The organism is Oceaniradius stylonematis (assembly GCF_965223445.1).
Classification (GTDB): domain Bacteria; phylum Pseudomonadota; class Alphaproteobacteria; order Rhizobiales; family Rhizobiaceae; genus Roseitalea; species Roseitalea stylonematis.
In genome coordinates this window covers 1,067,278-1,093,802 of the sequence record NZ_OZ244994.1, presented here as the reverse complement: position 1 = coordinate 1,093,802, position 26,525 = coordinate 1,067,278, and the positions used below count along the sequence as shown (strand labels likewise).

The 26,525-nt window shown below is 60.0% G+C and carries 21 protein-coding genes, 1 tRNA gene and 1 pseudogene; 18 read left to right on the top strand and 5 right to left on the bottom strand.

Annotation, left to right across the window (positions count from 1 at the left end; all coding sequences use genetic code 11):
• Position 1: 1 nt before the first annotated feature.
• Positions 2 to 727 (bottom strand): ABC transporter ATP-binding protein, encoded by a 726-nt coding sequence (locus ACOQOU_RS05450; RefSeq protein WP_109768299.1) that lies wholly within the window; start codon positions 725 to 727, stop codon positions 2 to 4.
• A 319-nt stretch (positions 728 to 1,046) separates the two neighbouring features.
• Here ACOQOU_RS05450 and ACOQOU_RS05445 point away from each other — a divergent pair, with 319 nt between their 5' ends.
• The 16 genes from ACOQOU_RS05445 (at position 1,047) to ACOQOU_RS05370 (ending at position 17,997) form a co-directional block, all read left to right on the top strand.
• Positions 1,047 to 1,244, top strand: a complete 198-nt coding sequence (locus ACOQOU_RS05445) for a hypothetical protein (RefSeq protein WP_306026526.1) — start codon at positions 1,047 to 1,049, stop codon at positions 1,242 to 1,244.
• 6 nt (positions 1,245 to 1,250) lie between these two features.
• On the top strand, positions 1,251 to 1,535 hold the full coding sequence (locus tag ACOQOU_RS05440) for a hypothetical protein (protein ID WP_109768269.1): 285 nt from the start codon (positions 1,251 to 1,253) through the stop codon (positions 1,533 to 1,535).
• A 33-nt stretch (positions 1,536 to 1,568) separates the two neighbouring features.
• A complete protein-coding gene (locus ACOQOU_RS05435; RefSeq protein ID WP_420578850.1) occupies positions 1,569 to 2,570 on the top strand; it encodes a hypothetical protein in 1,002 nt (333 codons plus the stop codon).
• Between the two features lie 310 nt (positions 2,571 to 2,880).
• The gene (locus ACOQOU_RS05430) at positions 2,881 to 4,176 is read left to right on the top strand and encodes a tyrosine-type recombinase/integrase (protein ID WP_306026528.1); all 1,296 of its coding nucleotides are present in this window, start codon (positions 2,881 to 2,883) and stop codon (positions 4,174 to 4,176) included.
• The gene (locus ACOQOU_RS05425; RefSeq protein WP_306026530.1) at positions 4,176 to 4,451 is read left to right on the top strand and encodes a hypothetical protein; all 276 of its coding nucleotides are present in this window, start codon (positions 4,176 to 4,178) and stop codon (positions 4,449 to 4,451) included. The genes ACOQOU_RS05430 and ACOQOU_RS05425 overlap by 1 nt, the downstream gene beginning before the upstream one ends.
• An 86-nt stretch (positions 4,452 to 4,537) precedes the next feature.
• Complete coding sequence (locus ACOQOU_RS05420; RefSeq protein ID WP_306026531.1) at positions 4,538 to 4,813, top strand: helix-turn-helix transcriptional regulator; 276 nt, start codon at positions 4,538 to 4,540, stop codon at positions 4,811 to 4,813.
• Positions 4,814 to 5,045: 232 nt separating this feature from the next.
• The gene (locus ACOQOU_RS05415; protein WP_306026532.1) at positions 5,046 to 6,425 is read left to right on the top strand and encodes a hypothetical protein; all 1,380 of its coding nucleotides are present in this window, start codon (positions 5,046 to 5,048) and stop codon (positions 6,423 to 6,425) included.
• A 301-nt stretch (positions 6,426 to 6,726) separates the two neighbouring features.
• A complete protein-coding gene (locus tag ACOQOU_RS05410; RefSeq protein WP_306026533.1) occupies positions 6,727 to 7,086 on the top strand; it encodes a DUF5681 domain-containing protein in 360 nt (119 codons plus the stop codon).
• 378 nt (positions 7,087 to 7,464) lie between these two features.
• Entirely contained in the window at positions 7,465 to 7,794 is a 330-nt protein-coding gene (locus tag ACOQOU_RS05405) for a helix-turn-helix domain-containing protein (RefSeq protein WP_420578849.1), read from the top strand.
• Between the two features lie 39 nt (positions 7,795 to 7,833).
• Positions 7,834 to 10,212: an EcoAI/FtnUII family type I restriction enzme subunit R gene (hsdR, locus tag ACOQOU_RS05400; RefSeq protein WP_306026535.1), complete on the top strand. Its 2,379-nt coding sequence runs from the start codon at positions 7,834 to 7,836 to the stop codon at positions 10,210 to 10,212.
• A gap of 15 nt (positions 10,213 to 10,227) precedes the next feature.
• The gene (locus ACOQOU_RS05395; protein ID WP_306026536.1) at positions 10,228 to 11,784 is read left to right on the top strand and encodes an HsdM family class I SAM-dependent methyltransferase; all 1,557 of its coding nucleotides are present in this window, start codon (positions 10,228 to 10,230) and stop codon (positions 11,782 to 11,784) included.
• Entirely contained in the window at positions 11,784 to 13,598 is a 1,815-nt protein-coding gene (locus ACOQOU_RS05390; protein WP_306026537.1) for a restriction endonuclease subunit S, read from the top strand. The genes ACOQOU_RS05395 and ACOQOU_RS05390 overlap by 1 nt, the downstream gene beginning before the upstream one ends.
• On the top strand, positions 13,598 to 14,752 hold the full coding sequence (locus tag ACOQOU_RS05385) for an HNH endonuclease signature motif containing protein (protein WP_306026538.1): 1,155 nt from the start codon (positions 13,598 to 13,600) through the stop codon (positions 14,750 to 14,752). Before ACOQOU_RS05390 ends, ACOQOU_RS05385 begins: the two co-directional genes overlap by 1 nt.
• On the top strand, positions 14,749 to 15,801 hold the full coding sequence (locus tag ACOQOU_RS05380; protein WP_306026539.1) for a DUF5655 domain-containing protein: 1,053 nt from the start codon (positions 14,749 to 14,751) through the stop codon (positions 15,799 to 15,801). The genes ACOQOU_RS05385 and ACOQOU_RS05380 overlap by 4 nt, the downstream gene beginning before the upstream one ends.
• Before the next feature lie 51 nt (positions 15,802 to 15,852).
• Positions 15,853 to 17,190, top strand: a complete 1,338-nt coding sequence (locus ACOQOU_RS05375) for a hypothetical protein (protein ID WP_306026540.1) — start codon at positions 15,853 to 15,855, stop codon at positions 17,188 to 17,190.
• Between the two features lie 3 nt (positions 17,191 to 17,193).
• A complete protein-coding gene (locus tag ACOQOU_RS05370) occupies positions 17,194 to 17,997 on the top strand; it encodes a competence protein CoiA (protein WP_306026541.1) in 804 nt (267 codons plus the stop codon).
• A gap of 74 nt (positions 17,998 to 18,071) precedes the next feature.
• Here ACOQOU_RS05370 and ACOQOU_RS05365 read toward each other — a convergent pair.
• Positions 18,072 to 18,148 (bottom strand) — tRNA-Met (locus tag ACOQOU_RS05365).
• Between the two features lie 276 nt (positions 18,149 to 18,424).
• On the opposite strand from ACOQOU_RS05365, the gene ACOQOU_RS05360 reads away from it, so the two are divergent.
• Together ACOQOU_RS05360 and ACOQOU_RS05355 are read left to right on the top strand one after the other, a co-directional pair.
• The gene (locus ACOQOU_RS05360) at positions 18,425 to 19,375 is read left to right on the top strand and encodes a Gfo/Idh/MocA family protein (protein ID WP_306026542.1); all 951 of its coding nucleotides are present in this window, start codon (positions 18,425 to 18,427) and stop codon (positions 19,373 to 19,375) included.
• A gap of 152 nt (positions 19,376 to 19,527) precedes the next feature.
• Positions 19,528 to 20,670, top strand: coding sequence for a DegT/DnrJ/EryC1/StrS family aminotransferase (locus ACOQOU_RS05355; RefSeq protein WP_109768265.1), 1,143 nt, complete (start codon positions 19,528 to 19,530; stop codon positions 20,668 to 20,670).
• 13 nt (positions 20,671 to 20,683) lie between these two features.
• Here ACOQOU_RS05355 and ACOQOU_RS05350 read toward each other — a convergent pair.
• The 3 genes and pseudogenes from ACOQOU_RS05350 to ACOQOU_RS05340 all read right to left on the bottom strand — a co-directional run bounded on the left by ACOQOU_RS05350 (position 20,684) and on the right by ACOQOU_RS05340 (position 26,522).
• Positions 20,684 to 22,764 (bottom strand): annotated as a pseudogene (locus tag ACOQOU_RS05350) (hypothetical protein).
• Positions 22,765 to 25,587 (bottom strand): DUF4159 domain-containing protein, encoded by a 2,823-nt coding sequence (locus ACOQOU_RS05345; protein ID WP_420578848.1) that lies wholly within the window; start codon positions 25,585 to 25,587, stop codon positions 22,765 to 22,767.
• Positions 25,584 to 26,522 (bottom strand): DUF58 domain-containing protein, encoded by a 939-nt coding sequence (locus tag ACOQOU_RS05340; RefSeq protein WP_109768262.1) that lies wholly within the window; start codon positions 26,520 to 26,522, stop codon positions 25,584 to 25,586. Before ACOQOU_RS05340 ends, ACOQOU_RS05345 begins: the two co-directional genes overlap by 4 nt.
• Positions 26,523 to 26,525: the final 3 nt, after the last annotated feature.

The following is a 26,525-nucleotide window of genomic DNA, read 5'->3' as shown; positions in this document are numbered from 1 at the left end:
TTCACCATTCGACCTCCGTCGCCGCAATCCGTGCTTCGTTGACATGCATTGATGCAATGCGTCCGTCGAGGAACTGGAAGACGCGGTGGGCGATCTGCTGGATCCCGGCATTGTGGGTGATGATCGCGGTGGTCGTGCCGAATTCGGTGTTGATCCGGGTGAGCGCTTCGAGGACGATCACGCCGGTCTTTGAATCCAGCGCGCCGGTCGGCTCGTCGCAAAGGAGCACTTCGGGGCGTTTGGCAATCGCGCGCGCTATTGCCACGCGCTGCTGCTCTCCTCCCGACAGCTGCGCGGGAAAATGCGACATTCGATCTGTCAAGTTCACCATGGCCAGCGCTTCGTCGGGCGTCATCGGATCACGCGCGACCTCGGTGACCAGAGAGACGTTCTCCCAGGCCGTCAGGCTCGGGATGAGATTGTAGAACTGGAACACGAAGCCGATGTGATCTCGGCGAAAGCGGGTCAGTTGGCGATCGCTGAAGTCGGTCAGGTCGCGGCCGTTGAACAGAACCGATCCCGAGGTGGCGCGGTCCAGACCGCCGATTATGTTCAGCAGTGTCGACTTGCCGCTGCCGGACGGTCCCAGAAGGACGGCGATCTCACCCGCAAAGAGCTGGAGATCGATGCCGGCGAGTGCACGCACCTCGACCTCGCCCGACGTGTAGACCTTGGTGACCCCGGTAACGTCAAAAACAGGCTCGGTGCCGTGGTGACTGGGTGACATGATGGCAAGGTAAAGCAAGGGCGCGCTGCCTTCCTTGACGGATGTCAATTCGCCACGGCGCGGGCAATGTCTCGATCGCCGCATTCCGGGCACCCGAAAATGCGGAGCAATCACCGGCCGACTGTGTCGGAAGACACCGTTGCCGAGCGCATGTCGCGGCGATGCGACCTGAGCGGACCCCTTCCGTTTCGCGATTTCCAGACATCGGCTGAAATGCGCCGCCTTGCGGCGATGATGTCTTGCCGGGGCGGCGAGCAATTGCGCGTCGGCCAATCTCCGCCATGCACCGCCACCGCCGGCCGAGGCCGATGCCAATCGAATGCGGTTTGAACGCCCTTCCGATCAGCTCAAGCGCGAGATCGACCGGCTGATCGATCGCCTCGCCAACGGTATTGGCGATCCGTACCTGATCGGTTTCCGCTCGACGGATCTCTTTCATGAACGCGAGGCGGTTCTTGCAGAACCGGAGACGGCCCGACGCGCCTTGCAGGTCGTATCACCGCATCCCGCATCCTGAAACGCCATGAAGAGCTGCTCGAAAACCTGCAGCGCGCATTGGCGGCAGGCATCCGTTCAGGCGATCAGGAATGCGCAGAAGCAAACACCGGTGCTGGTCGAAACCGTGACCGTCTATCGCGATCCGTCCTGCTATCACTCCGCCGAGATCGATCTGGAGCCCATGATAACCCGTTTTGGCCGCAATCACGGATGCATGCACCGCGATCTGGCGCACAAGCTTCGTTGCACGTCCCGCGGCAGCGTCAATTGCGGCATTCAGCTGCTTCCGGCCGGCACACCGCAGATGTGACATCGGACGTAGAAGCTGACCTGGGCGGGCCAATTGACGTTCGATGGGTGCTGCTGTCTGATGTACTTTGCTGATTTGCGATGGGCAACCATGGATATTGCTTTGGCGTTGATTGTGCTGGTCGCATTGCTTGCGACGGTGTGGTTTTTGCTGCGTTGGCTGTTTGCCAGGAAAGAGCGCAAGAAGGCGTTCCGATCCCGGTTTCTGCTCGCCCTTCTTGCAATGATCGTGTCGTTCGGCGCGTTCGGGTTTTTGATCGGCAACCAGGACAGTCAGCTGGCCCAGGAGGCCGGTTTTGCAGATGCGGCAAGCTACAGAGCGGCACGAGATGCCGGCATTGACGATCCGGCTCAATGGGCCGCCGTTCTGGCCGAGCGTCAGGCCGAGGCGGCGCGTCGGGCCGAAAGCGAAGCCGCCGACCAGGCACGCCGGGATCAGGAGGCCGCCGAGGCGGCCGAGGCGGCAGCGGCCGCGCGTGCCCAACAGGAAGCAGAAGCCGCACGCCAGGCCGAGATCGAAGTGGCCCAGGCGGCTGAACGTGATGCCTTCTATTCGGTGCCTGACGATCAACGCAGGTTCGTCGAGGCTGTCACGGCTGCCGCCGCGACCGCACGTGAAGCCGAGAACGACCTCCAAAGGGGCGCTGCGCGCCGGGACCGAAAGGCGGCCATGTGCGCGGTGGTTTCCGGCTCCGCGGTTCGGGGCTGGACCGGGACGATCCGGACGCTGACGACGAACGGCGAGGGCAAGGGTGTGCTGGGCGTCGCGATTGGTGGCGATGCGGTCTTGAAGACCTGGAACAACGCGTTCTCCGATACGTTCGACGCGACGCTCATCGAGCCAACCAATCCCATGTTCGATCGGCTTGCGCAGCTGTCCCGTGGCGATCGCGTGAGGTTCGACGCGACCCTGTTCCGGACCCCTGATGGGCCGGACTGTTTCGAAGAACAGAGCCTGACATTGTCGGGCTCGCTCCGAGACCCCGGCTTCACGACGCGGTTTGAGCGCATCGAGCGGTTCGAGGACGGTCAATAGGTGGGGCTATCCATGCAGCGTGTGGAGCGGGCGCCTCGATTTGGTGTCCAAAAGCCAAGGGCAAAATTTCCAGAAGCTGCGGGCGCGCCACACGATCCTTGGCGAACGCGCCTATCCGGACGGTGTCAAACGGATGTGTGGAGTGGTGGTAGCGGAGGAGGCCACCAAGTTATCGTCTGACGATGTTCGCCGATGCCCTGTGTTGTCTATGTAAATCAGTTATTTAGTTGAACATTGTATCCATATAGGTCTTGATGTGTCTACATGTTTCCTTCATGTTTTAGGGGTAGAGAATGGGTAGGTCTCAGCTATGGCAAGCGGCATTCACCGGCTTTCGGATCGGCAAATCAAAGCGCACAAGCAACGCGGGCGACTGTCAGACGGCGGCGGGCTTTACCTGCAAGTCAGCACGTGGGGCACGAAGTCTTGGGAATTCCGGTTCACGCTTCACGGTAAGACCCGCACCATGGGGCTAGGCCAGTACGAACTTGTGCCGCTCAAGAAGGCGCGGGAAGAAGCCGAAGCCCTTCGTCAAGTCGTACGCGAAGGCAACGACCCCATAGAAGCACGCAACGCCGCGAAACTGAAAGCGCAGATAGATGCCGCAACGTCCATCCTGTTCAAAGACGCCGTTGAAAAGTGCATCGCACGGAAGGAAGGCGAATTTCGCAGCGATAGGCACCGCAAGAACTGGCGTCGCAGCATGGACGCGTATGCGGTGCCGGTCATTGGCGACATGAACGTTGCGCACGTCACGACGCAAGACATTCTGCGAGTGCTGAACCAGCCGGTTGACGATGGCACCCTGTGGGAAAACAGAACCGAAACCGCGTCGCGTCTTCGTGGCCGCATTGAAAACGTCCTGTCGTGGGCCACGGTCGCGGGCTTCCGTGCCGGCGACAATCCGGCGCGATGGATGGGCAATCTAAAGGAACTTCTGCCGACGCCTTCCAAGGTGGCGAAGGTCACGAAGCAACCGGCCCTTTCACAAGCGGACCTTCCAAAATGGTTTGCCGACCTGCGCAAGCGCGATGGCATGGCCGCGCGGGCGTTGGAATTCTTGACGTTGTGCGCGTCGCGTTCGGGCGAAATACGCGGCGCGACGTGGCAGGAAATCGACCTAGACGCACGCATGTGGAAGATACCGGGCGCGCGCATGAAGATGGAACGCGACCACCGCGTGCCGTTATCCGACGCCGCCGTTGCGGTGCTAGAGGCGCTTCCGCGCGTTGAAGGGTCCGACTACGTGTTCCCTGCCGTCCGGGGCGGTGCCCTGTCCGATGCGGCCCTGTCAGCCGTCATGCGCCGGATGCACGCGACCGAATTGAAGGCGGGGCGGAAAGGGTGGCTAGACCCCGACAGCGGGCTTCCTGCCGTGCCCCACGGCCTGCGCTCGACCTTCCGCGTATGGACGGCAGAACGGGGCTACGACCACCACATGTCGGAAATGGCCCTTGCCCACAATGTGGGTTCGACCGTCGAACGGGCGTATCAGCGCAGCGACATGGTAGAGCGTCGCCGCGCCATGATGGCAGATTGGGCGGCGTTCTGTCGTGGCGAGGCAACCGCCGGTAACGTCGTGCGACTTCACGCGGGGGCCGTGTGATGGCGAAGCGGACCTTTCCGATAGACGACAACGTACCGCACCCACCTGTGGGCAAGAAGCAACCTGACCCGGCCAAGGCCGCATTGGACCGCGACGCCTTGGCCGCGTTCAAACGGGGCGACTTCCCAAGCAAGCGCCAAGCTGCCGAAGCATTCTTGTCTTCATACTATGGCGAGTGGGCGACCCAGCTTCCGCACGACGAACGCGAAGACAAGATAAAGTACATCGTGCGCAGATTGGCCGAACTTGAGCGGAGAACTAGCGTAAGCATCTGACTTTCGCAGGAATTTGTCACCATGACCGGCTCTGGAACGAGCCGTTAGGGTCTTCCTTGTCTCGATAAGCACAAGGATACCCGACCATGAACACCCACGCCAACACCCCCGCGCCGCCCGCCGCCTGCACGCTCATGCGCCCTGCCGACGTGTCCCGTATCACCGGCATGAAGCGCAGCACCCTCTACAACCATATCGACAAGGGCACGTTTCCCCGCCCCGTGAAGTTGGGCGAGCGTTTCGCCGTGTGGCCGTCTGACGAAGTGCAGACAATCTTGAACGCCCGCATTGCCGGGAAGGGCGACGACGAAATCCGCGTGCTTGTCGGTGAACTCATGGAAGCGCGGAAGCATCGCGCGTAGCTGTACGGCAGAGAATGTCTCTACCGCGCTGTTCATTCAACTGACTTGAATTCCATCAAAAATATCTGGGATCGTGCAAATCAGAGCACTCTACCCACGTACTACCCACAGGCGCGCTGCGAAAATGTCGAATAGTCCGCTTCTAACCCCATCGCCCGGCACACTTGGCTTGCTAGAAGACATTGCCGATTACGTCTACCGGCAAGCCCCGCGCCCGACACATGAAGCCGCCATGGTGGCAGCGATTGCGCTTTCAGCGGGCATCTATGGCCGGGCGTTCAACGTATCTGGCACAGGGTTGAACGTGTGGTTGCTGTTTCTCGCGCTGACCGGCACCGGCAAGGACGCTATCGCTTCCAGTCTATCGAAGTTAATGCAGGCGGTCGTTCACGGCGGCAACATGAGGCCGGGAGCACCGGAAGTCTTTCCCGCTGCAAAGGAATTCGTGTCGTTCAGCGACATGGCGTCCGGGCAGGCCATGCACAAGCACCTAGCGAAGTGTACCAGCACGCTATTCGTGAACGGCGAAGCCGGGATCAGCTTTTCGCAGATGAACAGCCCAAAAGCGCCGCAACATGTCCAGAACATGAAGAAACTTCTTCTCATGTCCTACAGCAAGAGCGGCGCAGGCGAGACGCTTGGCGGCATCAAATACAGCGAACGGGAAAAAGACATTGCGCCCATCGCATCCCCGGCACTTAGCATCGTGGCCGAAAGCGTGCCTGAAACGGTCTTCGCCTTGCTGGACGAAACGCAAATCGCCGATGGCTTCATGCCGCGCTGGACTATCATAGATTACCCCGGCGACCGCCCATACCTGAATGAGCATCGGCTAAAACAGCCGCCAGAAGCCTTAGTGGGAAAGCTGACCGAGCATTGCGAACTTGCGCACCGGATCAACCAAGGCGGTGTGCCCACAATGGTCAATATGACTGAAGACGCGGAATGGGAACTTCGCGGCTTCAACGATTATTGCGATAGTCAAATCCGAGGTAGCGGCGAAGTGCACCGCCAGCTTTGGAACCGCGCGCACCTCAAGGCAATGAAGCTTGCCGCAATTGCCGCCGTCGCTGTTGACCCGCTTAACCCTGTTGTGAACTTCGACCAAGCCCGTTGGGCCGCAATGATCGAACACGATAGCGTCCAACGCCTCTTGCGTCGCTATGAAGCGGGCGAAGTTGGCGACCAATCGAAGTCGGACAAGGCACAACAAGAGCATGTGCGACGTGTTATCCGCGAATGGATCGAACGCCCGTGGTCTGAAATGCAGCGTTACAAGATCGCGGACGCTGACGTGCACGGAAAGCAGGTTATCCCGTGGTCCTATATTTCCAAGCGCCTAACGAACGTTGTGGCATTCAAACAAGCCCGAAACGGAGCAACGAGCGCAATCCGCCAAGCCGTCAGGGAATTGATGGCCTGTGGGGAAATCGCACGTGTGCCGAATGAGCAATTAGCGAAAATTACAAATAGCAACGCCGAATTTTTTATGCTGGCGGAAGAAAGTGACGTGTTCGGCGGCGAATTCAAACGACGCGTTGGCGAAGACCGAAGGGCAAAGCAAGCCCTCAAGGGCATCATGGCGGGCACGCCGCCGGGGGAGGAAATCTAAGGTTTCAAAGGGTCGATAATCGCCTAAGTGCATGGAATTGCAAAAATATAATGTTCTAATATTTCTAACGCCAGAAACATCAAGCCAGCCCAAATGCCAACCGGGCAATACACGCAATACCCTTAGACCATTAGAAAAGTTCTGTATTTGACATTAATTTCAATCGCTTATGGCGTCTAATGCCGCCGACGAAGGACTTAGAGGCTAAGAACCACCGCAACGTAGAGAAAGGGGCGTAACTTTGACGACGCGGAAACCAAAAGCGCCTTCACCCGCTGATGATACAGCGGAAAACAGCGCTGTGGGCAAGCCGTTCAAAAAGGGTCAGAGCGGTAACCCGGCAGGCAGACCGAAAGGCGCGCGCAGCAAGCTATCCGAAGCATTCCTTTCGAGCTTGGCGGATGATTTCGATGTGTATGGGTTGGATGCCATTGAGGCGTTGCGACGTACCGACCCAAAATCCTACCTGCAAATCATTGCTGCCGTTACGGCCAAGGTTCCACTGGCAGAAGTCACCGTGACCAACAACACACTCGTAGACCAGCGCCGCGTCATGGTGGTCAAAGATCACGGCACGGATGCCGAGTGGGAGGCCAAGCTGCGGACACAACAGCGCGCGCTCACCGAAGCCGCTACGGTCAGCGAACCCGAGAAAAAGTGAAACCCAGCGCACGTTCCCGCCGCACTATCTCAGAGCGTATCCGCGCCCACCGGCCCTGCTCAAAGATGTCGTTGTCGTACCACGCGCGATGCTCTTCCATGCAGGCGATATCAAACGCCCGCTCGCCGTGCTGCGCGTAAACCTCGTCAACCTTCGCAACGATTTCACAACGCGGGATGAGTCGGGGCCGAACGGAACCCTGCCAGACCGACCAGAGCAGTGTTCCCCAAATCGGCGACAAACAAACCAACCAAATTATGGCGGATACACCCGCTTCCGACATATCCCGCACCACGCGAACATTGACTACATTATGTTCTTATATCACTACATATCGTACGTGGCCAGAAGTGTGTCTATAGGGAACAGAATGTTCCCATGGAGATATTCGCTAAACGGCTACAGGAACGCGCGAAGCAACTCGGAATATCAAACGCCGAAGCTGCGCGGCGTGTGGGATTGGAAGAGCGACGCTACGCACAATATGCGTCGGGACGACGGGAACCGGACTTGGCCACTTTGAAGACCATATCGGAAGCGCTCGGGACAACGCCAAACTGGCTGCTTGGCGTGATCGACAAGCTTGAAAAAGAACCGGAAAAAGCTGCATTGATTGATAGATTTTCAAATGCCGCTTCAGGAATGACCAGAGAAGAACTTGAACTCTGTGTCATACAGGCCGAAGCGATAGTTGCGTCTAAGAAATGATTCGAAACTTGTTGGTGAAAGTATTTTGGGGGAGCGTGTTTGGAGACCGAGGCCGACACATGCCGGAAAGAGGTGATACCGAAACTTGTTGAAGCTGGATGGGATAACCCACCCTACGCCATCAACGAGCAACGGTCTTTCACGGACGGACGCATCGTGTTCGTTGGCGGTAAGGCGCGCCGAGGGCGGCAAAAACGAGCCGACTTCATCCTGCGCTATCGGTCAGACTTTCCTATTGCGGTTGTCGAAGCGAAATCCAAATACAAACATGCTGCCGACGGCCTGCAACAAGCAAAGGATTACGCGGAAATCCTTGGTCTGAAGTTCGCCTACGCAACCAATGGCCGGGAAATCGTCGAGATAGACTATACCACCGGCATTGAGCGCGACCTGACCTCGTTCCCTTCACCAGAAGAACTTTGGCAGCGCCTTTCACAATCCGAAAAGCTTGACGACGATATCAAACAGCACTTGCTTTCGCCGACCTTTCCCGACAAGGATAAGCCGCTTCGGTACTATCAGGAAATCGCGGTCAATCGCGCGGTGCAATCGATCCTTCAGCAGCGCAAGCGCGTTCTGCTCACGCTTTGCACCGGCGCGGGAAAAACCGCTGTTGCATTCCAGATTTGCTGGAAGCTGTGGAACGGTGGCTGGAACCCAAAAGGCAAGAACCGGAAACCGAAAATCCTGTTCTTGGCTGACCGGAACGTTCTGGTAGACGATCCCAAAGACAAGGATTTTAGCGCCTTTGGTGATGCCCGCTTCAAAATCAGCGGCGGGGAAATCAGCAAGGGGCGAGACATCTATTTCGCAATCTACCAAGCCATTGCGGGCGATGAATCCCGCGACGGCTTATTCAAGGAGTATGCGAAGGATTTCTTCGACCTCATCATTGTGGATGAATGCCACCGGGGCAGCGCCCGTGACGATAGCAATTGGCGTGAAATTCTGGAATGGTTTGAACCCGCCTACCAGATCGGCATGACCGCTACGCCAAAGCGGGAAGACAATGCGGACACCTACGATTACTTTGGCGATCCAGTCTACGAATACAGCCTTGCCCAAGGCATCGCCGACGGCTTCTTGGCACCGTACCGCGTTCACCGTGTAATTTCTGATTTCGATGCTGCGGGTTGGCGTCCGTCTCAAGGCGAACTCGACCGCTACGGGCGCGAAATTCCTGATGTGCAGTACGGAACCCGCGATTTCGAACGCGTCGTTGCTTTACGCGCGCGAACCGAGGCTTTTGCAACGCACCTGACAAGCTTCCTCAAACAAACAGACCGTTTCGCTAAGACCATCGTCTTTTGTGTGAACCAAGAGCATGCGCTTGAGATGCGTAATGCGCTTGCGCGCCTTAACGCCGATCTTGTGAAGCAGCACCCCGACTATGTGTGCCGCGTGACTTCCGACGAAGGCGACATTGGCTCCGCACACCGCGCCAAGTTTCAGGATATCGACAAGGCAACGCCGGTCATCCTCACAACGTCACAACTGCTGACAACCGGTGTCGATGCACCGACATGCAAGAACGTGGTGCTGGCGCGTGTCGTCGGCTCAATGCCGGAATTCAAGCAGATCATAGGGCGCGGAACACGGCTGCGGCCCGATTACGGCAAGCTGGCTTTCAACATCATTGATTACACCGGTACCGCCACCGAAAAATTCGCCGATCCGGCCTTTGACGGCGATCCGGTCAGAGAGCGTGAACAGGTCATCGACGAAGACGGCGATGTTGTAGACGAAACTGAAATCACCGAAGAAACCGATACCCCCGGCGACATCGACACGACCGAAATAGACGATGCTAACGGTGGCCTACCCGATGACACGGAACCTGGCTTGCCACGAAAATTCTACTATGACGGTGGCAGCGTCGAAATTATCCGCCAACTGGTCTACGAACTCGATTCCGAGGGCAAACAACTCGCCGTCCGCCAACTGACTGACTACACCGGCGAAAAGGTGCGGACGCTCTATCCGAACGCTTCCGAGCTTCGAAAAGACTGGCTCGACCCTGCACGCCGTGCCGACATCATCGAGCAGCTTGAAGACAAGGGCATCGACACGCAAACGCTTGGTGAGGCTGTGGGCAAGCCCGATGCCGATCCGTTCGACCTGCTTTGCCATCTGGCCTACAACGCACCACTTCGCACGCGCCGTGAACGCGCCGAACGTCTGAAGCGTGAAGAATCGGCGTTCTTCGATCAGCACGGCGAGAAGGCCCGCGAAGTGCTCGACGCGCTCATTGAAAAGTATGCAGAGCACGGAACCGCACAATTCAAAATGCCGGACGTGCTCGAAATCCCCCCATTCAACGATTGGGGAAACGTCGTGGAAATCGCCGCCCGCTTCGGCGGCGGCAAGGCCATGCGCGAAGCCGTCAACGAACTGCAAAAACGCCTCTACGGCGCATAAGAAAGAGAAATACCCTTGGCCCGGCAACCGAAGAAAAAGCAGCCACAGACAACCGCCCAACGCCTTGACAGCATTATCAAGTCGGCGCGCAAGATCATGCGCAAGGACAAGGGATTGAGCGGCGATCTAGACCGCCTGCCCATGCTCACGTGGATTATGTTCCTGAAGTTCTTGGACGACATGGAGCATATTGAGGAAGAACGCGCGGAGATTGCGGGCAAGGCGTATAGGGGCGCTATCGAAGCACCATACCGTTGGCGCGATTGGGCTGCTGAGGAAGGCGGAATCACCGGCCCCGACCTGATCGACTTCTTGACGTTGGACGTGGCCGAACGCCCGGACGGAACCAAAGGGCCGGGCTTGTTCGCCTATCTGCGAAACCTTCGCGGGAACAATGGCACGCGCGGGCGCAAGGACGTGATCGCGACCGTATTCCGGGGTCTGTCGAACCGTATGGAAAGCGGCTATCTGCTGCGCGATGTCATCAATCTTATTGACGGCATTCACTTCGATTCCTCAGATGAAATCCACATCCTCGGTCGGCTATATGAAACCTTGCTGCGCGAAATGCGCGACGCCGCAGGCGATTCCGGCGAGTTCTACACGCCGCGTTCCATTGTGCGTTTCATGGTCGAGGTTACGGACCCACAGCTTGGCGAAGCGGTTCTTGATCCTGCCTGCGGCACGGGCGGCTTTTTGACCGAAGCCTATGCGCACATGGCCAAACAGGCCGATACGGTCGAAAAGCGCGAAATCCTCCAATCGTCGAGCATCTTCGGCGGGGAAGCGAAGCCGCTTCCCTTCCTTCTGGTGCAAATGAACCTTCTGCTACATGGTTTGGAGGCCCCGAAGACCACGCCGGACAATTCACTGAAGGTTCGCCTGTCGGAGATTGGCGAGGCCGACCGCGTAGACGTTATTCTGTCAAATCCACCCTTCGGCGGGGAGGAAGAAACCGGCATCCTGAACAACTTCCCCGAAGACCGGCGCACGGCGGAAACGGCGCTGCTTTTCCTGCAACTCATTATGCGGCGGGTGAAGCGGGGCGGAAAAGGTCGCGCTGCTGTCGTCGTGCCGCACGGTGTCCTTTTTGGCGATGGCATTGCGGCGCGTATCAAGGCGGACCTGTTGAAGGAATTCAATCTGCACACTGTCCTGCGTCTGCCTGAAGGCGTCTTCGCGCCCTACACGGATATTCCCACAAACATCATCTTCTTCGACACGACCAAGGCAACCCACGACATTTGGTTCTACGAACAACCCAAGCCGGAAGGACGGAAGAAGTATTCCAAAACCGCGCCGCTGACCTTCGACGAACTCAAACCCTGTCTCGATTGGTGGAACATTCGCAAAGAGAACGAACAGGCGTGGAAAGTGCATGGTCCCGACCTGATTGAAACCGACGATGCAGGTCGGATTATTGCTTGCAATCTTGATCTGAAAAACCCGAACGCAGGCGGTGTAGTCGATCATCGCACGCCGCTCGAAATCGTCGAGAGCATTGAAGCCAAAGAACAGCGCGTTCTTGCCATCATGAGCGACATCAAGCGCACTCTGTCGGAGATCGCATAGTGGCGTGGCGAACTGTTCAACTAGGCGAGGTTCTACGGCAAAAGCGCGACAGGGTTCGAATAGAACCCGGCAAGCCCTACAAACAGATCACCGTACGACTGTGGGGAAAGGGCCTCACGCTGCGAGGCACATGCGATGGATCGGAAATCGCCGCTGAAAGTCAAGTCGCAGTTGGTGCGAACGATTTTCTAATATCGAAGATCGATGCGCGGCACGGCGCATTCGGGCTAGTGCCCACTGGCCTTGAAGGTGCAGTGGTGAGCAACGACTTCCCCTGCTTCACAGTTAGGGAAGACCTGCTTGATCCACGCTTCCTCGAATGGTTTTCAAAAACGGAGACCTTCGTATCGGTCTGTCGACAAGCAAGCGTTGGTTCAACCAATCGCGTCCGTTTAAAAGAAGGACGCTTCCTAAGCTTCGAAATTCCGCTTCCTACACTGAACGAACAAAGAGCGATTGCTCGTCGATTGGATGAGGCTCAGCGCCAAACGCAGGACGCCCTTGGTCTCGAACGCGAATTGGAAAGCGAGGCGCGACAGCTTCTCATCAATCTCGCCCACAGACCTGATCTGAGCAATGAAGGAAAAAGAAAAGCAGGATGGTCGGAGACGCATTTTGCTGACGTAATAACCGAGGCGGCAGAGCCGCACATGGTCGAGCCAGACAAGCAGTATCCGAATCTGGGCATCTACAGCTACGCCAAGGGTGCCTTTAAGAAACCACCGATAGACGGTGCGCAAACCAGCGCGAAGACACTCTACAAAGTAACAGCAGGTCAGTTCATCTATAGCCGTCTCTTTGCATTCGAAGGCGCATACACAGTTGTTCCCGATGAACTCGACGGATCATATGTTTCCAACGAATTCCCCGCCTTCAAAATTGATCCGGCCAAGGCGACTGCGGAATTCCTGGCAGCGTACTTTTCGTCGCCGAAAGTGTGGTCAGACCTCGCACACGGAAGTCTAGGACTTGGCAGTAGGCGGCAACGCATCAACCAAAAGCATTTGCTAAATCAAGAACTGCTTCTGCCGCCACTGGGATATCAGCAGCGGCTAGCGGCGATATCGGCGCGATTAAACGTGCTTTCAGATCGCAGTCGAAGGGAGGCGCTTGAGGCCCTTATCCCCGCCATGCTGCACGAGATTTTCGAGCGGCAAGCAAACAAGCCTGAAGCGGTTCCTGTGAAATCGAAAGAAACCGTTATCCAGCTAGGGGCCAAACAAAAGACTGAAATCGATACACCGTTCAAGGAAGCCGTTCTTGTCGGAGCCATCGTCAAAGCCTTCCACGAAGACAATGGCCAACCGATAGGTAACTTCCGTCTACAGAAGGCAGTCTTCTTCGCGCGTCGCCAGATGGGCGAAAGCGCGCTCGACAAGGATTATCTCCGCAAGGCCGCAGGCCCATACAATCCAAAAATGCGCTATTCCGGTGGCATCAAAATCGCCACGGACAAGAACTGGATCAAGCGCGCGACCGGCAAATATGGCGAAGGCAACGCGCTGGGCGATGCCGCCGCAGAAATGGACGAATGGATTGAACGCTACCAGTTCGCCCCCGCCGCCGCATGGGTGCGTGACCGCTTCAAATACATCAGGAACGACGTGTGGGAAGCGCTCGCAACCATCGACTACGCCATGCTGGCATTAGACCACGAGGGCAAACGCCCAACCCCGGAAGCAATCCTTTCCTACATCGAAGCCGACGACGAATGGCGTCCCAAGATCGCAAAGCTACGCCTCACCGAAGCGTCGATCCAAAACGTCATGGTCGAGCTTGAGAGCTTGTTTGTGGATGTGGGAGGTGGCGTCTGATGCGAGCAACGCAAAAAGCGCTGATGGCACGGGGATTGGACTCCGACGGCGCGGCAAAGCTCGCACAAGATGGTTGGACGCTCAACAAGTTGAAGTTGGCCACCGAGACCGAACTGAAGGCCATCGGGTTGGGTGAAAGCTTCATCAATGCGCTTTTCAAGGAACAGCGTCCCCCTATTCCAACCGATAATCTCATGAAGGTGCTGTTTGACAATCGCTTTCAGTGTTGCGTGTGCAGAGACCCTAAGCAGTCGATTATCGTCCACCACATAGACGAATGGGCACATAGTCGAAGCCATGAGTTGGAAAACTTGGCGGTGCTGTGCCTTCAACATCATGACAAGGCACACACCAAGGGCACGTTGTCACAGAATTTAGACCCAACTACGCTACGCGGTTTGAAGGCGGAGTGGGAAACTGAAGTCAAGAAGCGCGACGCCGAATCTATATACGCAGCAATGCGCCTCGACTACAGCAGTTGGAATTACATCAATGAGCTACGCGTTTTTGAGATCGCGCGAGCGCTGAAACTCAATTTCTCGAAGATCAAGTACTTTGGAAATGCGGTGGCGGCAGGTGTAGCCTCGCTGGACGGTCTGCCCGTTCCTGTCGAAAGTGACCGACTGTTTTATATGTACGAAGGCGCGACAATTTTAGAGCGCTATTTTTATGTCGCGGGCGTTTTCAATGAAGTGGTCAAACGAATACCGATAGTCAACGTATCTGATTTTCTCGACAAAGGCGTTTTGGGAATCGCACTCGCGGTGGGTGATTTTATATTCGTTCAAGGTGCCCACACGTTTTCTCCAACTACGAACAAGAAAAGCGGGCGAGGTCGCGGGCAAATTTGCGAAGGAGTCCGTCGGGCAAATGAAGTCGAGGTTCGTTTCGTATTTGACAGGTGGGAAGCTACGTCAAGTTCCGCGAAAAACTGCTGGCTCGTGGGCACAAGGAACCAAGGTAGCCTTGTGCATGTGAAGGACTTATCGCGTGAAGATGGTCGTCTAGTCATTAGGGGTACAGTTCTTGGGATTTGTTCAAATTTGGGCGATCTTAAGAAGCGCGACTACGCAATGAGCCTTTATGACAGCGTGCCGGTGAACGATTTCGAGGAAGACGAAGACGTAGACGACGATTGGCTGGGTGACGAATGACGGAAGATCGGATCGAACGGTTTTTCTGCAATGCTTGCAAGCAAAAGACCAAGCACTTCATTCGTGGCGAATACAACAAACACGATGGCGACGCTGCCTACTGGTACAAGCACCGTATGCTAATCATTGAGTGCTGCGGATGCGAGAATCTTGAACTCGTTAAGATGACGTTGTTCTCGGAAGATGTTGAGTACTTCGACAACCCGAATACCGGTGAACCGGACAGCGAAGGCAAGTGGGATGAGGTCATTTATCCGCCTGTCACCTACCGCAATCCACCAACTTGGTTCGAAGACTTGCCGGACCCAACGCTTCGGGCAATTTCCGACGAAATCTACAACTCTTTGCAGACTGGCTCCAATTACCTCGCAACCTTCGGTTCGCGGACGCTGATTGACCGTCTGATTGTTCTGACTGTCGGCGACAAGGGCAACTTCCCAAAGGGGCTACAAGCCTTGCAGGACGGCGGTATGCTGTCACAGCACGAACGGGATATCCTGAACCCTGTGGTCGATGCAGGGAACGCCGCAGCCCATCGTGGCTGGGCACCAACGAAAGAACAAATCGCCGTCATACTCGACACCGTTGAAGGGCTGATACACAGGCTTCTTGTATTGCCGAAACTGGCTGAAGAACTGGAAGAGGCTGTGCCAAGCCGTGGGGGCGGTGGGAAGGCAAAAGCTGGGAAACCAGTCGTCACCGTGAAGGATAAGATCGACGCAGCACCAAAGGATTTGCGCGCGATCTACGACGAACTTGCCGGAAAGCTTCGGGCGCTGGGCGACGACGTGACGGTCCACCCGCAGAAACACTATATGGCTTTTCGCCGGAACAGAAATTTCGCGTCCGTCCAAATCTACAACCAAAAACGTGTTGTGCGCGTCTACCTGAATCTCGATCCCGACGCCGTTGAGCTTGACCCGGCTATGATGCGCGACGTTCGCCAGATCGGCCATTTCGGTACGGGCGACTTGGAAATCACCCTTAAGTCGAAGAAGGATATCGAGAAGGTATCTGCGCTGATAGAGACGAGTTATGAGGCGTCATGACGCCACTGGGATAATGATTTGTGATTTTCGCGCATGTCGGAGAAATTTTGAATGAGTAGTTCCGCTAAATCTACTGCTGTCGCAGTCAAAAAGGTTTCGATGCCGGACGTTCTGGCTTCGTCTGAATCGATGATTGTGAAGGTGACGGATGCCCTTGGGCTGCCACGGGATATCTTGCCAAGCGATGACCAGATTAGGCACGCTTGGGACCAATTGCCCCGCCTACTTACAAGCATCCCGCCAGAACGACGTGATGAGCGCCTTGTCAAAATGTGCGTGGCAGTTTCGTGCGGCCTATTTGATGCCGGGATCAATTATGTCTGGAACGCCGCAGTTCTGGAACTTCGCAATAAAGTTCGACACTTCGGAATAGAAATTATTCCGCAAGTCCTTGATAAGTCTAACTTCGATGAATCAACGCTCGTCGATCTGAAAGATTCCGAACTTCTAGATCTATGTCTCAAGTTAAATTTGATCGGAGATGATGATTTCTTCTTCTTGGATCAATGTCGAGCGACCCGAAACAATTTCTCCGCTGCTCATCCTGCCGACGGTGCGATAGATGAATATGAATTCATAAATTTTGTAAATCGCTGTCGAAAGCACGCGTTAGTCAGCCAGAAAAACCCCAAAGGAGTAGATGTACGCAAGCTCATTACGGCACTGAAGGCGGGTAGATTTACGAAGGATCAACGCGACGAATGGCTTCGTAGAATTGAAGAAACATTTGACGCACAACGTGAGCTTATTTTTCCGATGCTCCATGGCATTTATTGTGACCCGGCAGCAGGCGAAGAAGCCAGAAACAACGCGCTTACGATATGTGAAAAACTAGCGAAGAGCTTCAGTCCAAAGGCTCGTTCAGCGCTCATCGATCAGCACCAAGATTACAAAGCAAAAGGCGAAGACAAGCGGGCATCCGCATCCAGCTTGTTCTTTGAAAAAATCGGTTTGCTTGGCCTGCTTGGCGAAGCCGAAGTGCATGGCGCGATAACCAAGGCTTGCCAGAAACTGCTGACTGTCCACAACGGTTTCGACAACTTCTATAACGAACCCCCTTTCGCCGAACGCCTTGCTGCACTTTCCGAAAAGAACTCCGTTCCAAACACTGCGCAGGCCGTATTTGTCGAAGCCGTGATCACATGCGGCATTGGGAATCAGTACGGGGTTTCTCACGCAGCGATGCCATCATACAGGCAAATGGTCCGTTCGTTTTCTCCGGCAGAAATCCAGATAATGTTCCAACTCACAAAGGGGACAGGAACGATTGCGGCCCGGCTGAAAAACTATGAGAAGTGTCGCACCAAGTTCAAATCGCTGGTTGGCGAACTCAGTCCTAAGAGCGTTCCAACGGCGGTAAAAGCGGATTTTGGAAAGTGGTCGTCCTAGGCAATGCTTGTTGCCGAACTTAATGGGGGCCGAATCGACGCATTTTCTGCCGAACGCGGGCCAACCTATAATTGTCCGAAGTGCCGTGGCGAGGTCGTGCTTAAGAAGGGCCGGAAGATCGTTCACCACTTCGCGCACAAGCCGCCGACAGACTGCACATGGGCGACAGGCGAGACACGCGCCCATATGGAAGCAAAGATTCTTGTGTCGAACGCGTTAAAGGTGCGCGGGCTACGGGCGGAAGTTGAATTCATCGTCAACACCTTGCCGGGCGACCGCCGCGCCGACGTTATGGCGTGGTCGCCGAAGGGGCTTCAAATCGCGTTCGAACTGCAACACACGTCGATAGGTCTCGACGAGATCGAGCGGCGAGCTTCGTCGTATGCGAGTGCGGGCATCGCTCAAATCTGGATACCCTTCCTCAAGTCGAACGTTTGGGATGAAGGCGTGCCACGACACGGCGGCTGGTTTATCGAGCGTTACTCGCCTCGCACCTTCGAACGGTGGGTTCACGGTTTCAACGGCAAGAACGGCATGTGGATGTACGACCCCAAAGACAAGGCGTTTTGGCTAGGCCGTCTCGCAGGGCACCAATCCTACGTCGAAGAAACAACGTGGTATTCAGAAGGCGGCGAAGAAAACTACGGAGGCGGGTTCTGGAAGTACTCCAAACGCTTCAAGGAACTTACCTTGGAGGGGCCGTACGGGGCCGAAGACCTGTTGATAAAGGTGTCGTCGCGTCGCGCGTTCAGCACGTCCGGTTACAACTGGCCCGCCGCGCGCATTGCCAATCTTGTGCCCGCCTGAACCTCGTTCGGCTTGGGGTAGATTGTGGGTAGTATTGCCGCTTCTGGAAATTTATCAATAAAATCAAAGATATGTGGTAGCGGAGGAGGGACTCGAACCCCCGACACATGGATTATGATTCCACTGCTCTAACCGACTGAGCTACTCCGCCAAAGGGGCGCTTGTGCCCATCTGAAGCGTGGCGGATATAAGGGCCGGGCCTTTGCGCTGTCAAGCGAGCAGGCCCTGGGTTTTTGTGCCGGTTTCCGGTGCCGTTCGGGGGGCGCACAATCGCTTGCCGCAAAGGCGGTCACGGGGCGCAATCGGCGACCGGAGGCGCCGGCCCCGCCCGACGTCTTGCGCGCAGGTTCGCAGATCATGCGGCTTGCGCCGGCGCACCGGCGCCGCTACCACCGCGCCAGTTTCGCGATCAGGAGTTCCGCCACTCGTGTCAGACCAACCATCCGTCGCCGTCATCGGCTGCGGCCAATGGGGCCGAAACCATGTGCGAACGCTGGCCGGGCTGGGCGCGCTCGCCGCCGTCGCCGACCGGCATCCGGAGCGCGCGGCAGCGCTTGCCCAAGAGCACGGCGCGCATGCGGCTCCGGTCGAGGCGCTCGTCGCCGACAGGGCGGTGAAAGCGCTGGTTCTGGCGCTGCCGGCCGAAGAAAATGCCGCGCTTGCCTGTGCGGCGCTGGAGGCGGGCAAGCATGTGCTGGTCGAAAAGCCGATCGCGCTGACCGTCGCCGATGCCGAGAAGATGGTCGCCGCCGCGCGCGATTGCGGCCGGGTGCTGATGGTCGGTCATGTCCTGCGCTATCACAACGCGTTCCGTGCGCTGGTCGGGGCAATCGAAGCCGGCCGGATCGGCAAGGTCCGGCACATTCAGAGCCACCGGCTCGGCTTCGGCAAATTCTATGACCGGTTCGACGCGCTGTGGGATCTCGCGCCGCACGACCTGTCGCTGGTGCTCAGCCTGGCCGAGGGGGCGCCGCGGTCGGTCGATGTGCGGCCCGTGTCGGTCACCGGCGGTCAGACGGACATGGCCCATGTGCACCTCGATTTCGCCGGCGGACCGACGGCGCACATCTTCGTTTCGCGCCATTCCGCCTATGGCGAGCGGCGCTTTGCGGCGACGGGGGAAACCGGTACGCTGGTCTGGGACGATCTGGCCGACTGGCCCGACAAGCTGCATCTGGTGCCCCACACGGTGCGGCGCGGCGACGATGGGCGCTGGCAGCAGGACAAGGGCGAGGCGCAGCCTGTCGCCGTCGAGCCCGGCATGGCGCTGACCGACGAGTTGGTCCATTTCCTCGATTGCGTGCGCACCGGCGCGACGCCGCTCTCGTCAGGCATGCAGGGGCTCGACGTGGTCCGCATCCTCTCGACGGCGCCGTGAGCCCGGAAAACCAAGCGATCACCGCCGGTTACAGGCCGGGCGCATGTGTGACCGGACGTATACTTTATTTCAATGGGCGGTGGCGATAGGTCAGGCTAGGGCTGAACGGGGCGCGTTCACAACAACAATTGTCCCGGGGGCATGGGGTTCGGATGCAGTTTATCGATTTGGCAGCGCAGCGCACACGTTTGGGCTCGGCGCTGGACGAGGCCGTCAGCACGGCGGTGCATGGCGGCGCCTACATTCTTGGGCCGCAGGTCGCCGAGTTCGAAAAACGGTTCGCCGACTATCTGGGCGTCAAGCATGTGATCGGCTGCGCCAGTGGCACGGACGCGCTGCAGATCCCGCTGATGGCGTGGGGTGTGGGTCCCGGCGACGCGGTGTTCGTGCCCTCCTTCACCTTCGCGTCGACCGCCGAAGTGGTAGCGCTTCTGGGCGCCGAGCCTGTCTTCGTCGACATCGATCCGGAAACCTACCTGATGGATGTTCGGTCGCTGGAAAGCGCGATCGCGATGATCGAGGCCGAAGGCCGGCTGACGCCGCGCGCGGTCATTCCGGTCGATTTGTTCGGCATGGTGGCCGATTATGACGCGATCATGCCGGTTGCGCGGGCGCACGGGCTCAAGGTGATTTCCGATGCCGCCCAGGCGGCGGGCGCCAAGAAGGATGGCGCGTTCTGCGGCGCCTTCGGCGATGTGGCGACCACCAGCTTTTATCCGGCCAAGCCGCTGGGCTGTTACGGCGATGGCGGCGCGGTGATGACCGACGATGACGATCTGGCCGAGGTGATGCGGTCGGTCGCCTTCCACGGCAAGGGCGAAAACCAGTACGACAATGTGCGGATCGGCCTGACCTCGCGGCTGGACACGATCCAGGCGGCGATCCTGAACCTCAAACTGGACATTCTCGAAGACGAGATGGAAGCGCGCCAGCGCGTGGCGCAGCGCTATCATGATGGGCTGAAGGATGTGGTGAAGACCGCGCGCAATCCCGACGGCATGCGCTCGGCCTGGGCGCAATATGCCATCGAGAGCAGCGAGCGCGATGCGCTTAAGGCGCATCTGGCCGACAAGCAGATCCCCTCGGTCGTCTATTACGTCAAGCCGCTGCATCAGCAGGCCGCCTATGACCGTTTTCCGGTTGCGCCGGGCGGGCTGCCGGTCACCGAGGCCAAGCCCGCGACGATCCTGTGCCTGCCGATGCACCCTTATCTGAGCGAAGCCGATCAGGACCGCGTGATTGCCGAAATCCGCGCCTTTGCCGGCCGCGACGCGTTGCCGGTGGCGGCCGAGTAGGGCGAACTGGAACCTACCGGCCTTCGCGGTACCACATCGAGGCGATGACGAGGATCATCAGCCCGAGCCCGAGAAACCCGCCGAACAGCGCCTGACGGCCGACGCCGCGCAGTTCGGTTTCCGCCGAGGTCCTGAACCCCATGAAGTCGCGGCCGCTGGCATCGGCGGTCGAGCGCACGGGCAGGATGGACGGCACGTCGATATCGTTGCCAAGGCGCCGGACAGTTCCGCCCGATTCGCGCACGGCTTCGGCCAGCGGTTCGACGGTCGAGATCATGTCGCGGAACTCGGGCGCATCGGTGCGGCCGACATGGGCCAGCGCAGTCAGGTCGCCATCTTCCAGGTTGAAAAGGCCGATCTCGTCGGTCTGCAGTTCCGCTTCAAACAGGCCCGGTGCGCGCTCGACCAGATCGAGCGTCAGCACATCGCCCGATGGCGTGGTCACGGTCACCGGCCCGGCGGTCTCGGCCATGGTCTGGCGGCGGATGGAGAGGCGGTCGCCCTCGGAGGTCGCCGTCAGCGCCTCCTCTTCCAGTTCGGGTTCCTTCATCAGCCAGTGGGCGAGGCGCCGGTAAAGGCCGACATGGGGGCCGCCACCCTCGAAGCCGCGCGCCCACAGCCAGCCATGGTCCGACAGCATCAGCCCGACGCGGCCTTCCTCATAGGTGTTGAGCACCAGAAGCGGCGCGTCGCCGCCGGCCTGCATCACCGTGGTACCCTCGATGTCGGTGACGCCGACATTGCGGAACCAACGGCCCCATTGCGGCGGCTCGCTGCCGGCGCCTTCCAGATCGCGGGTCACAGGGTGGCGCGCGCCGTCGTCGGTCAGCCTCGGATAGAACCCCGCCTGGACGACACCGCCGGTCGGCGCGGCGGGCAGCGCGCTGACGAGCGGCGTGCGGGCGACCGAGTTCGGGCCCGCATATTCGGGGCCCGAGGCAACGAGCAGCGCGCCGCCGCCACGCACATATTGGGCGATGAAATCGTAGTAGAGCGTCGGCAGCACGTTGCGGTTCTGGTAGCGGTCGAAAATGATCAGGTCGAAATCGTCGATCCTTTCGACGAACAGCTCGCGCGTCGGAAAGGCGATCAGCGACAGCTCGTTGATCGGCGTGCCGTCCTGCTTTCGGGCGGGCGCAGAATGGTGAAGTGGACCAGATCGACCGAGGCGTCGGACTTCAAGAGATTGCGCCAGGTGCGTTCGCCCGAATGGGGTTCGCCCGAAACCAGAAGCACGCGCAGGTTCTCGCGAATGCCCTCCATGCGCATGATGGCGCGGTTGTTGTTGCCGGTCAGTTCGCCGTCCAGTTCGGCGACGCGCAATTCGACGATGTTGGCGCCGCCCCGGTCCAGCTCGATGTCGATCGGATAGACCTGTCCGGGCACCGCCTGCGCCGTCGCATGCAGTTCGCCGTTGAGGAAAAGTTCGACATTGACCACCTGGCCGGCGGCCGGCATCGCGCCCTGATCGGTGACGCGGTAGCTCATCTCGACCGGCGTGCCGACGATGGCAAAGCGCGGCGCTTCGACCAGTTCGATCTTGCGGTCGAACTCATCGTCGCGCCCAGTGATCAGCCCGTGAACCGGCGCATCGAACCCCAGTTCGGCGAGCGTCTCGGGAAGATCGTGGATCTGGCCGTCCGTGATCATCACGGCACCGCCGACCTGCGCGGGCGGCACGTCGCGCAGGGCCGAACGCAGCGCGTCGAACAGGCGGGTTTCGGTGGCCGTTCCCGTCGCCGCCGCGCCGGTCTCGACGATGCGCAGATCGAACTGGCCGAACCGTTCGAATGCCCGTTCGAGCTCGCTTGCTGCCGCATCTGTCTGGTCGAGCCGCTCGCCGAGCCGCTGGCTTTGCGAGGTGTCGAGCACCATGGCGACCGTCGTCGGCAGCGCGGCGCGCTCCTCGTTGAGGATCACGGGATTGGCGAGCGCGAGGACAAGGCAGGCGGCGGCGAGCGTCCGCAGCCACGCGCCGCGCAGGCCCATGACGATGATCGTCGCGCAAAGCGCCGCCGCCAGCAGCGCCGCCACGGCGATCAGCGGCCAGGCGAGGAACGGCTCGAAGGTCAGCGAAAGCGTGTTGGTTTCCATCTACTGCCCCAGCCTTTCGAGAAGGGCGGGAATGTGCACCTGATCGGCTTTGTAATTGCCGGTCAGCATGTACATCATGATGTTGACCCCCGACCGGAACGCATAGATGCGCTGCAGCGGATCGCCCGTGGCGATGGCGTGCAGCGGCCGGCCGGCATCGTCGAGCGCCCATGCGGCGGCCAGATCGTTGCCGGTGATCATGATCGGCGTGACGCCGTCGCCGCTGCGCACGGGGCGGTCGGCGCGTCCGTCGTCGAGCGCAGACGCCTCGACCCAGAGCGGCGAGCCGGCATAGCGGCCGGGGAAATTTTCGAGGATGTAGAACGCCTTGGTCAGCACATGGTCGGGCGGGACGGGCTCGAGCGGCGGCACGTTGAGGCCGCCGAGAATGTCGCGCAGCCGTTCTGTTTCGGGTGTCGCGCCGTCGGTGAATGATCCGGTGAGCTGGTCGCGCGTGTCGAACAGGATGGTGCCGCCGTTCTGCATGTAGGCGTCGAGCCGCGCCACGGCGGTTTCGGACGGCATGTCGCCTTGCGCGCTCATCGGAAAATAGATCAGCGGATAGAAGGCCAGTTCGTCCGCCTCGATATCGAGGCCGACCGGCGCGCCGGGCTCGAATGCCGTGCGCGAGGCCAGAAAGCGGGTCAGCCCGTCAATGCCGGCGCGGGTCGTCTCGTCGACGGTCCGGTCGCCTGTCAGCACATAGGCGATGCGGGTCGTCTCCAGCGCATCGAGAATCAGATCGTCGCCGGGCCGCGTGTCGTCGGCCCGCGACGTGCCGGCGCCGAATATGACGACGAGGCCGGCGGCAAGCGCGATGGCGGCGCTTGCCGGCGCGCGCCGGCGCGGCGCGGTGCCGAACGACAGGCGGCCATTGATCCACAGGACCGCGAGCGTGTCGGCGATCAGCAGGACGAAGGCGGCGAGGAACAGCCAGCCGCTCAAATCGGCCTCGTCCTCGGCGACCAGCGATTGCTCGGCCACGTCCAGGCCGGGTGGCGCGGGTGCAAACGCCGTCAGCGTCTCGTCGCGGGCAAGCACGTTGCGTGCAACGAAACCCTCAGGCGTGCCGTAAAGGCCCGCGGGGTTCTCGAAACCGGGCCGGGCGTCGGCTTCGGCGTCGAGCGGGCGGACATGGGCGGGCGGAATGGCGAGCGTGCCGTCGGCGCGCAGGATGCGCAGCGGGGGCAGGGCGGCCGTGCTCTCGGCCGCAGCGGTCACCGGCGCCTGACCCGGTTCAGTGTTGCGCGCGAAATCGGTGATCCGCCGGAGCATGTCGACGAAGGTGCCGCTGATCGGCAGGTTCGACCAGGTCGCCTCGGCGGTGACATGGAACAGGACGATCGCACCCTCGCCGCGCCGGACGCCGGTGACAAGCGGCGTGCCGTCGGCGAGGCTCGCCCATGTGCGGTCGGCGAGGTCGGCATCGGGCTGGGCAAGGATCTGGCGTGTCACGGTCACATCGCGCGGCGCTTCGAGCCCGGCGAACGGGCTTTCGGCGGCAAAGGCGGCGACCGCCTGCGGCTCGCTCCACGAGAGGGCTCCGCCAAGGGCGCGCTCGCCGGCGCGGAGCGTCACGGGCAGGTAGGGATCGTCTTGGGCCGAGGCGGCAAGGCGCGGCCCGGCGAAGCGAACGAGCGTTCCGCCGGCGGCCAGCCATTCATCGATCCGGTCGGCGGCCGCCGCAGGCAGAACGCCGATATCGGCCATGACGATCATCGCCGGGCCCTGGTCGATCATCTCGGGAACGTCGACGCTCAGATCGCCGGTGCGCGGCTCGATCAGGTCGGCAAACGGGGCGAGTGCCCGCGAAATGTAGAAAAGCGGCGACAGCAGCGGCTGCGCCTCGTCGCCGGCAAGACCGGTCAGAAGCGCGACGCGGCGGCGGCGATTGTTCTCGTCCAGAAGGAACGCCGCGCCGGCATGGGGCGCGTCGTCGATCCGCGCCGTGGCGATGTCGTTGCGCAGCTCGAACGGGATGTCGAAGGTGATAATGGTTTCGGCGGCGCCGGCCTCGAACGTGGTTTCGCCCCGGCCCAGAAGCCGCTCGCGGCTGTCGTAGAGTGCAACGCTCGCGGTTTCGGCGGCTGCCGGCGTGCGCGCAAGGCTCAAGGCGAAACCATCGGTGCGGTTGTCGGCGGCGGTGATCGCAACGAGGTCCCGGTCGGTGGCGGTAAAGCGCAACAGGCCACTCAGGCCGGCACCGGCGAGCCGGTCGTTCAGCGCTTCGCCGTCCGGTTCGGCGAGCCCGGTGTCGATCATGGCGAGGACCGGCGGCGCGTCGGCGGTCTCTGTGGCGGCCAGCAGCCGCGCCAATGTCGCGTCGCGCTCGGCGCGTCCGGCAATCGGCTGGATCGCGCCCAGCATGTCGGCGGCGGCGCCCGCGTCGGTGAGCTGAACGGTCGCTGCCGGTCCGGCCACCGTCGGGGCCAAGGCCACCGGGCGGCCCTGATCGCCGGCCTGGGCGATGAGCGCCTGCGCCGTCCGGACCCGATCGTCCCAGTCGGGGGCCGCGGACCAGTCATTGTCGATGAGGATCAGCAACGGGCCGTCGCCCGAAGCCAGTTCGCTCTGCGGGTTCAGGATCGGTCGGGCGAGCGCGAGGATGACGAGCGCGGTCAAACCAAGGCGCAGCGCCGTCAGCCACCAGGGGCTCTTGGCCGGCGTCTCCTCTTTCTTGACGAGGCGCGCAAGGATCCTGAGAGGCGGGAACAGTTCGGTCTGCGGGCGCGGCGGGATCAGCCGCAGCAGCCACCAGATCAGCGGCAGCAGCGCCAATGCGGCGAGCACAGCGGGAAAGGTGAAGCCGATCGCACCGATCATGGCGAATCACCTGGTGCGTCGGTCGCGGCGACTTCTTCGGGATTGCCGGTCATCAGGCCGTGCAGGCGCACCAGCGTCTCCGAGGCCAGCCGGTCGGTGCGGCTGACGGTGAAACTGCCGCCGAGCGCATGGGCGCGCTGGCGCAGCGCATCGCGGCGCGCGGCGCGCAATTCGGTATAGTCGGACTGCCAGTCCTGGGCGCGGCCGGAGGTGATACGTTCGCCGGTCTCCGGATCGAGGAACTCGGTGCGGCCCTTGTAGGGAAAATCCTCTTCGGCCGGGTCGGCCACCTCGACCAGATGCGGGCGCGGTCCGTGCTGGGCCACGTCGTTGAGAAAGGCTTCGCACTCTTCGACCGGGCGCAGGAAGTCGCTGACGATGAGCATCTCGGAAAAGCGGCGCACCATGGTCAGCGGCGGCCAGTCATCGTTGGGATGGCCAAGATCGCCCATCAGCGCGGTGGCGAGCCGCTCGGCGCCGTTGCGCGAGGCCCGCGGCCGCAACAGTCCCGGATAGCCGACGCGTTCGCCGGCATGGGATAGGAGGTCCGCCATGGCGATGGCGACGATCAGCGCGCGTTCTTCTTTCGATGTGCGCGCACCGCGCGACTGGAACAGCATGGAGGGTGACAGGTCGACCCAGATCCAGACCGTGTGCGCCGCTTCCCATTCCAGATCGCGGACATAGGTTTGGTCGTCGCGGGCCGAACGGCGCCAGTCGATGCGGGCCAGCGTCTCGCCTGCCTGATAGGGCCGGTACTGCCAGAAGGTCTCACCGATGCCGCGCCGGCGGCGTCCGTGCCAGCCGGCCATCACCGTGTTGGCGATGCGGCGGGCATCGACCAGAAGATCGGGCACCAGCGAGGCGCGGTGGCGGGCCCTTTGCAGGGTGTGCGCCTGGCTGGCCCGTTCGCTTCTTTGTCCGATGGTCGCCATGCG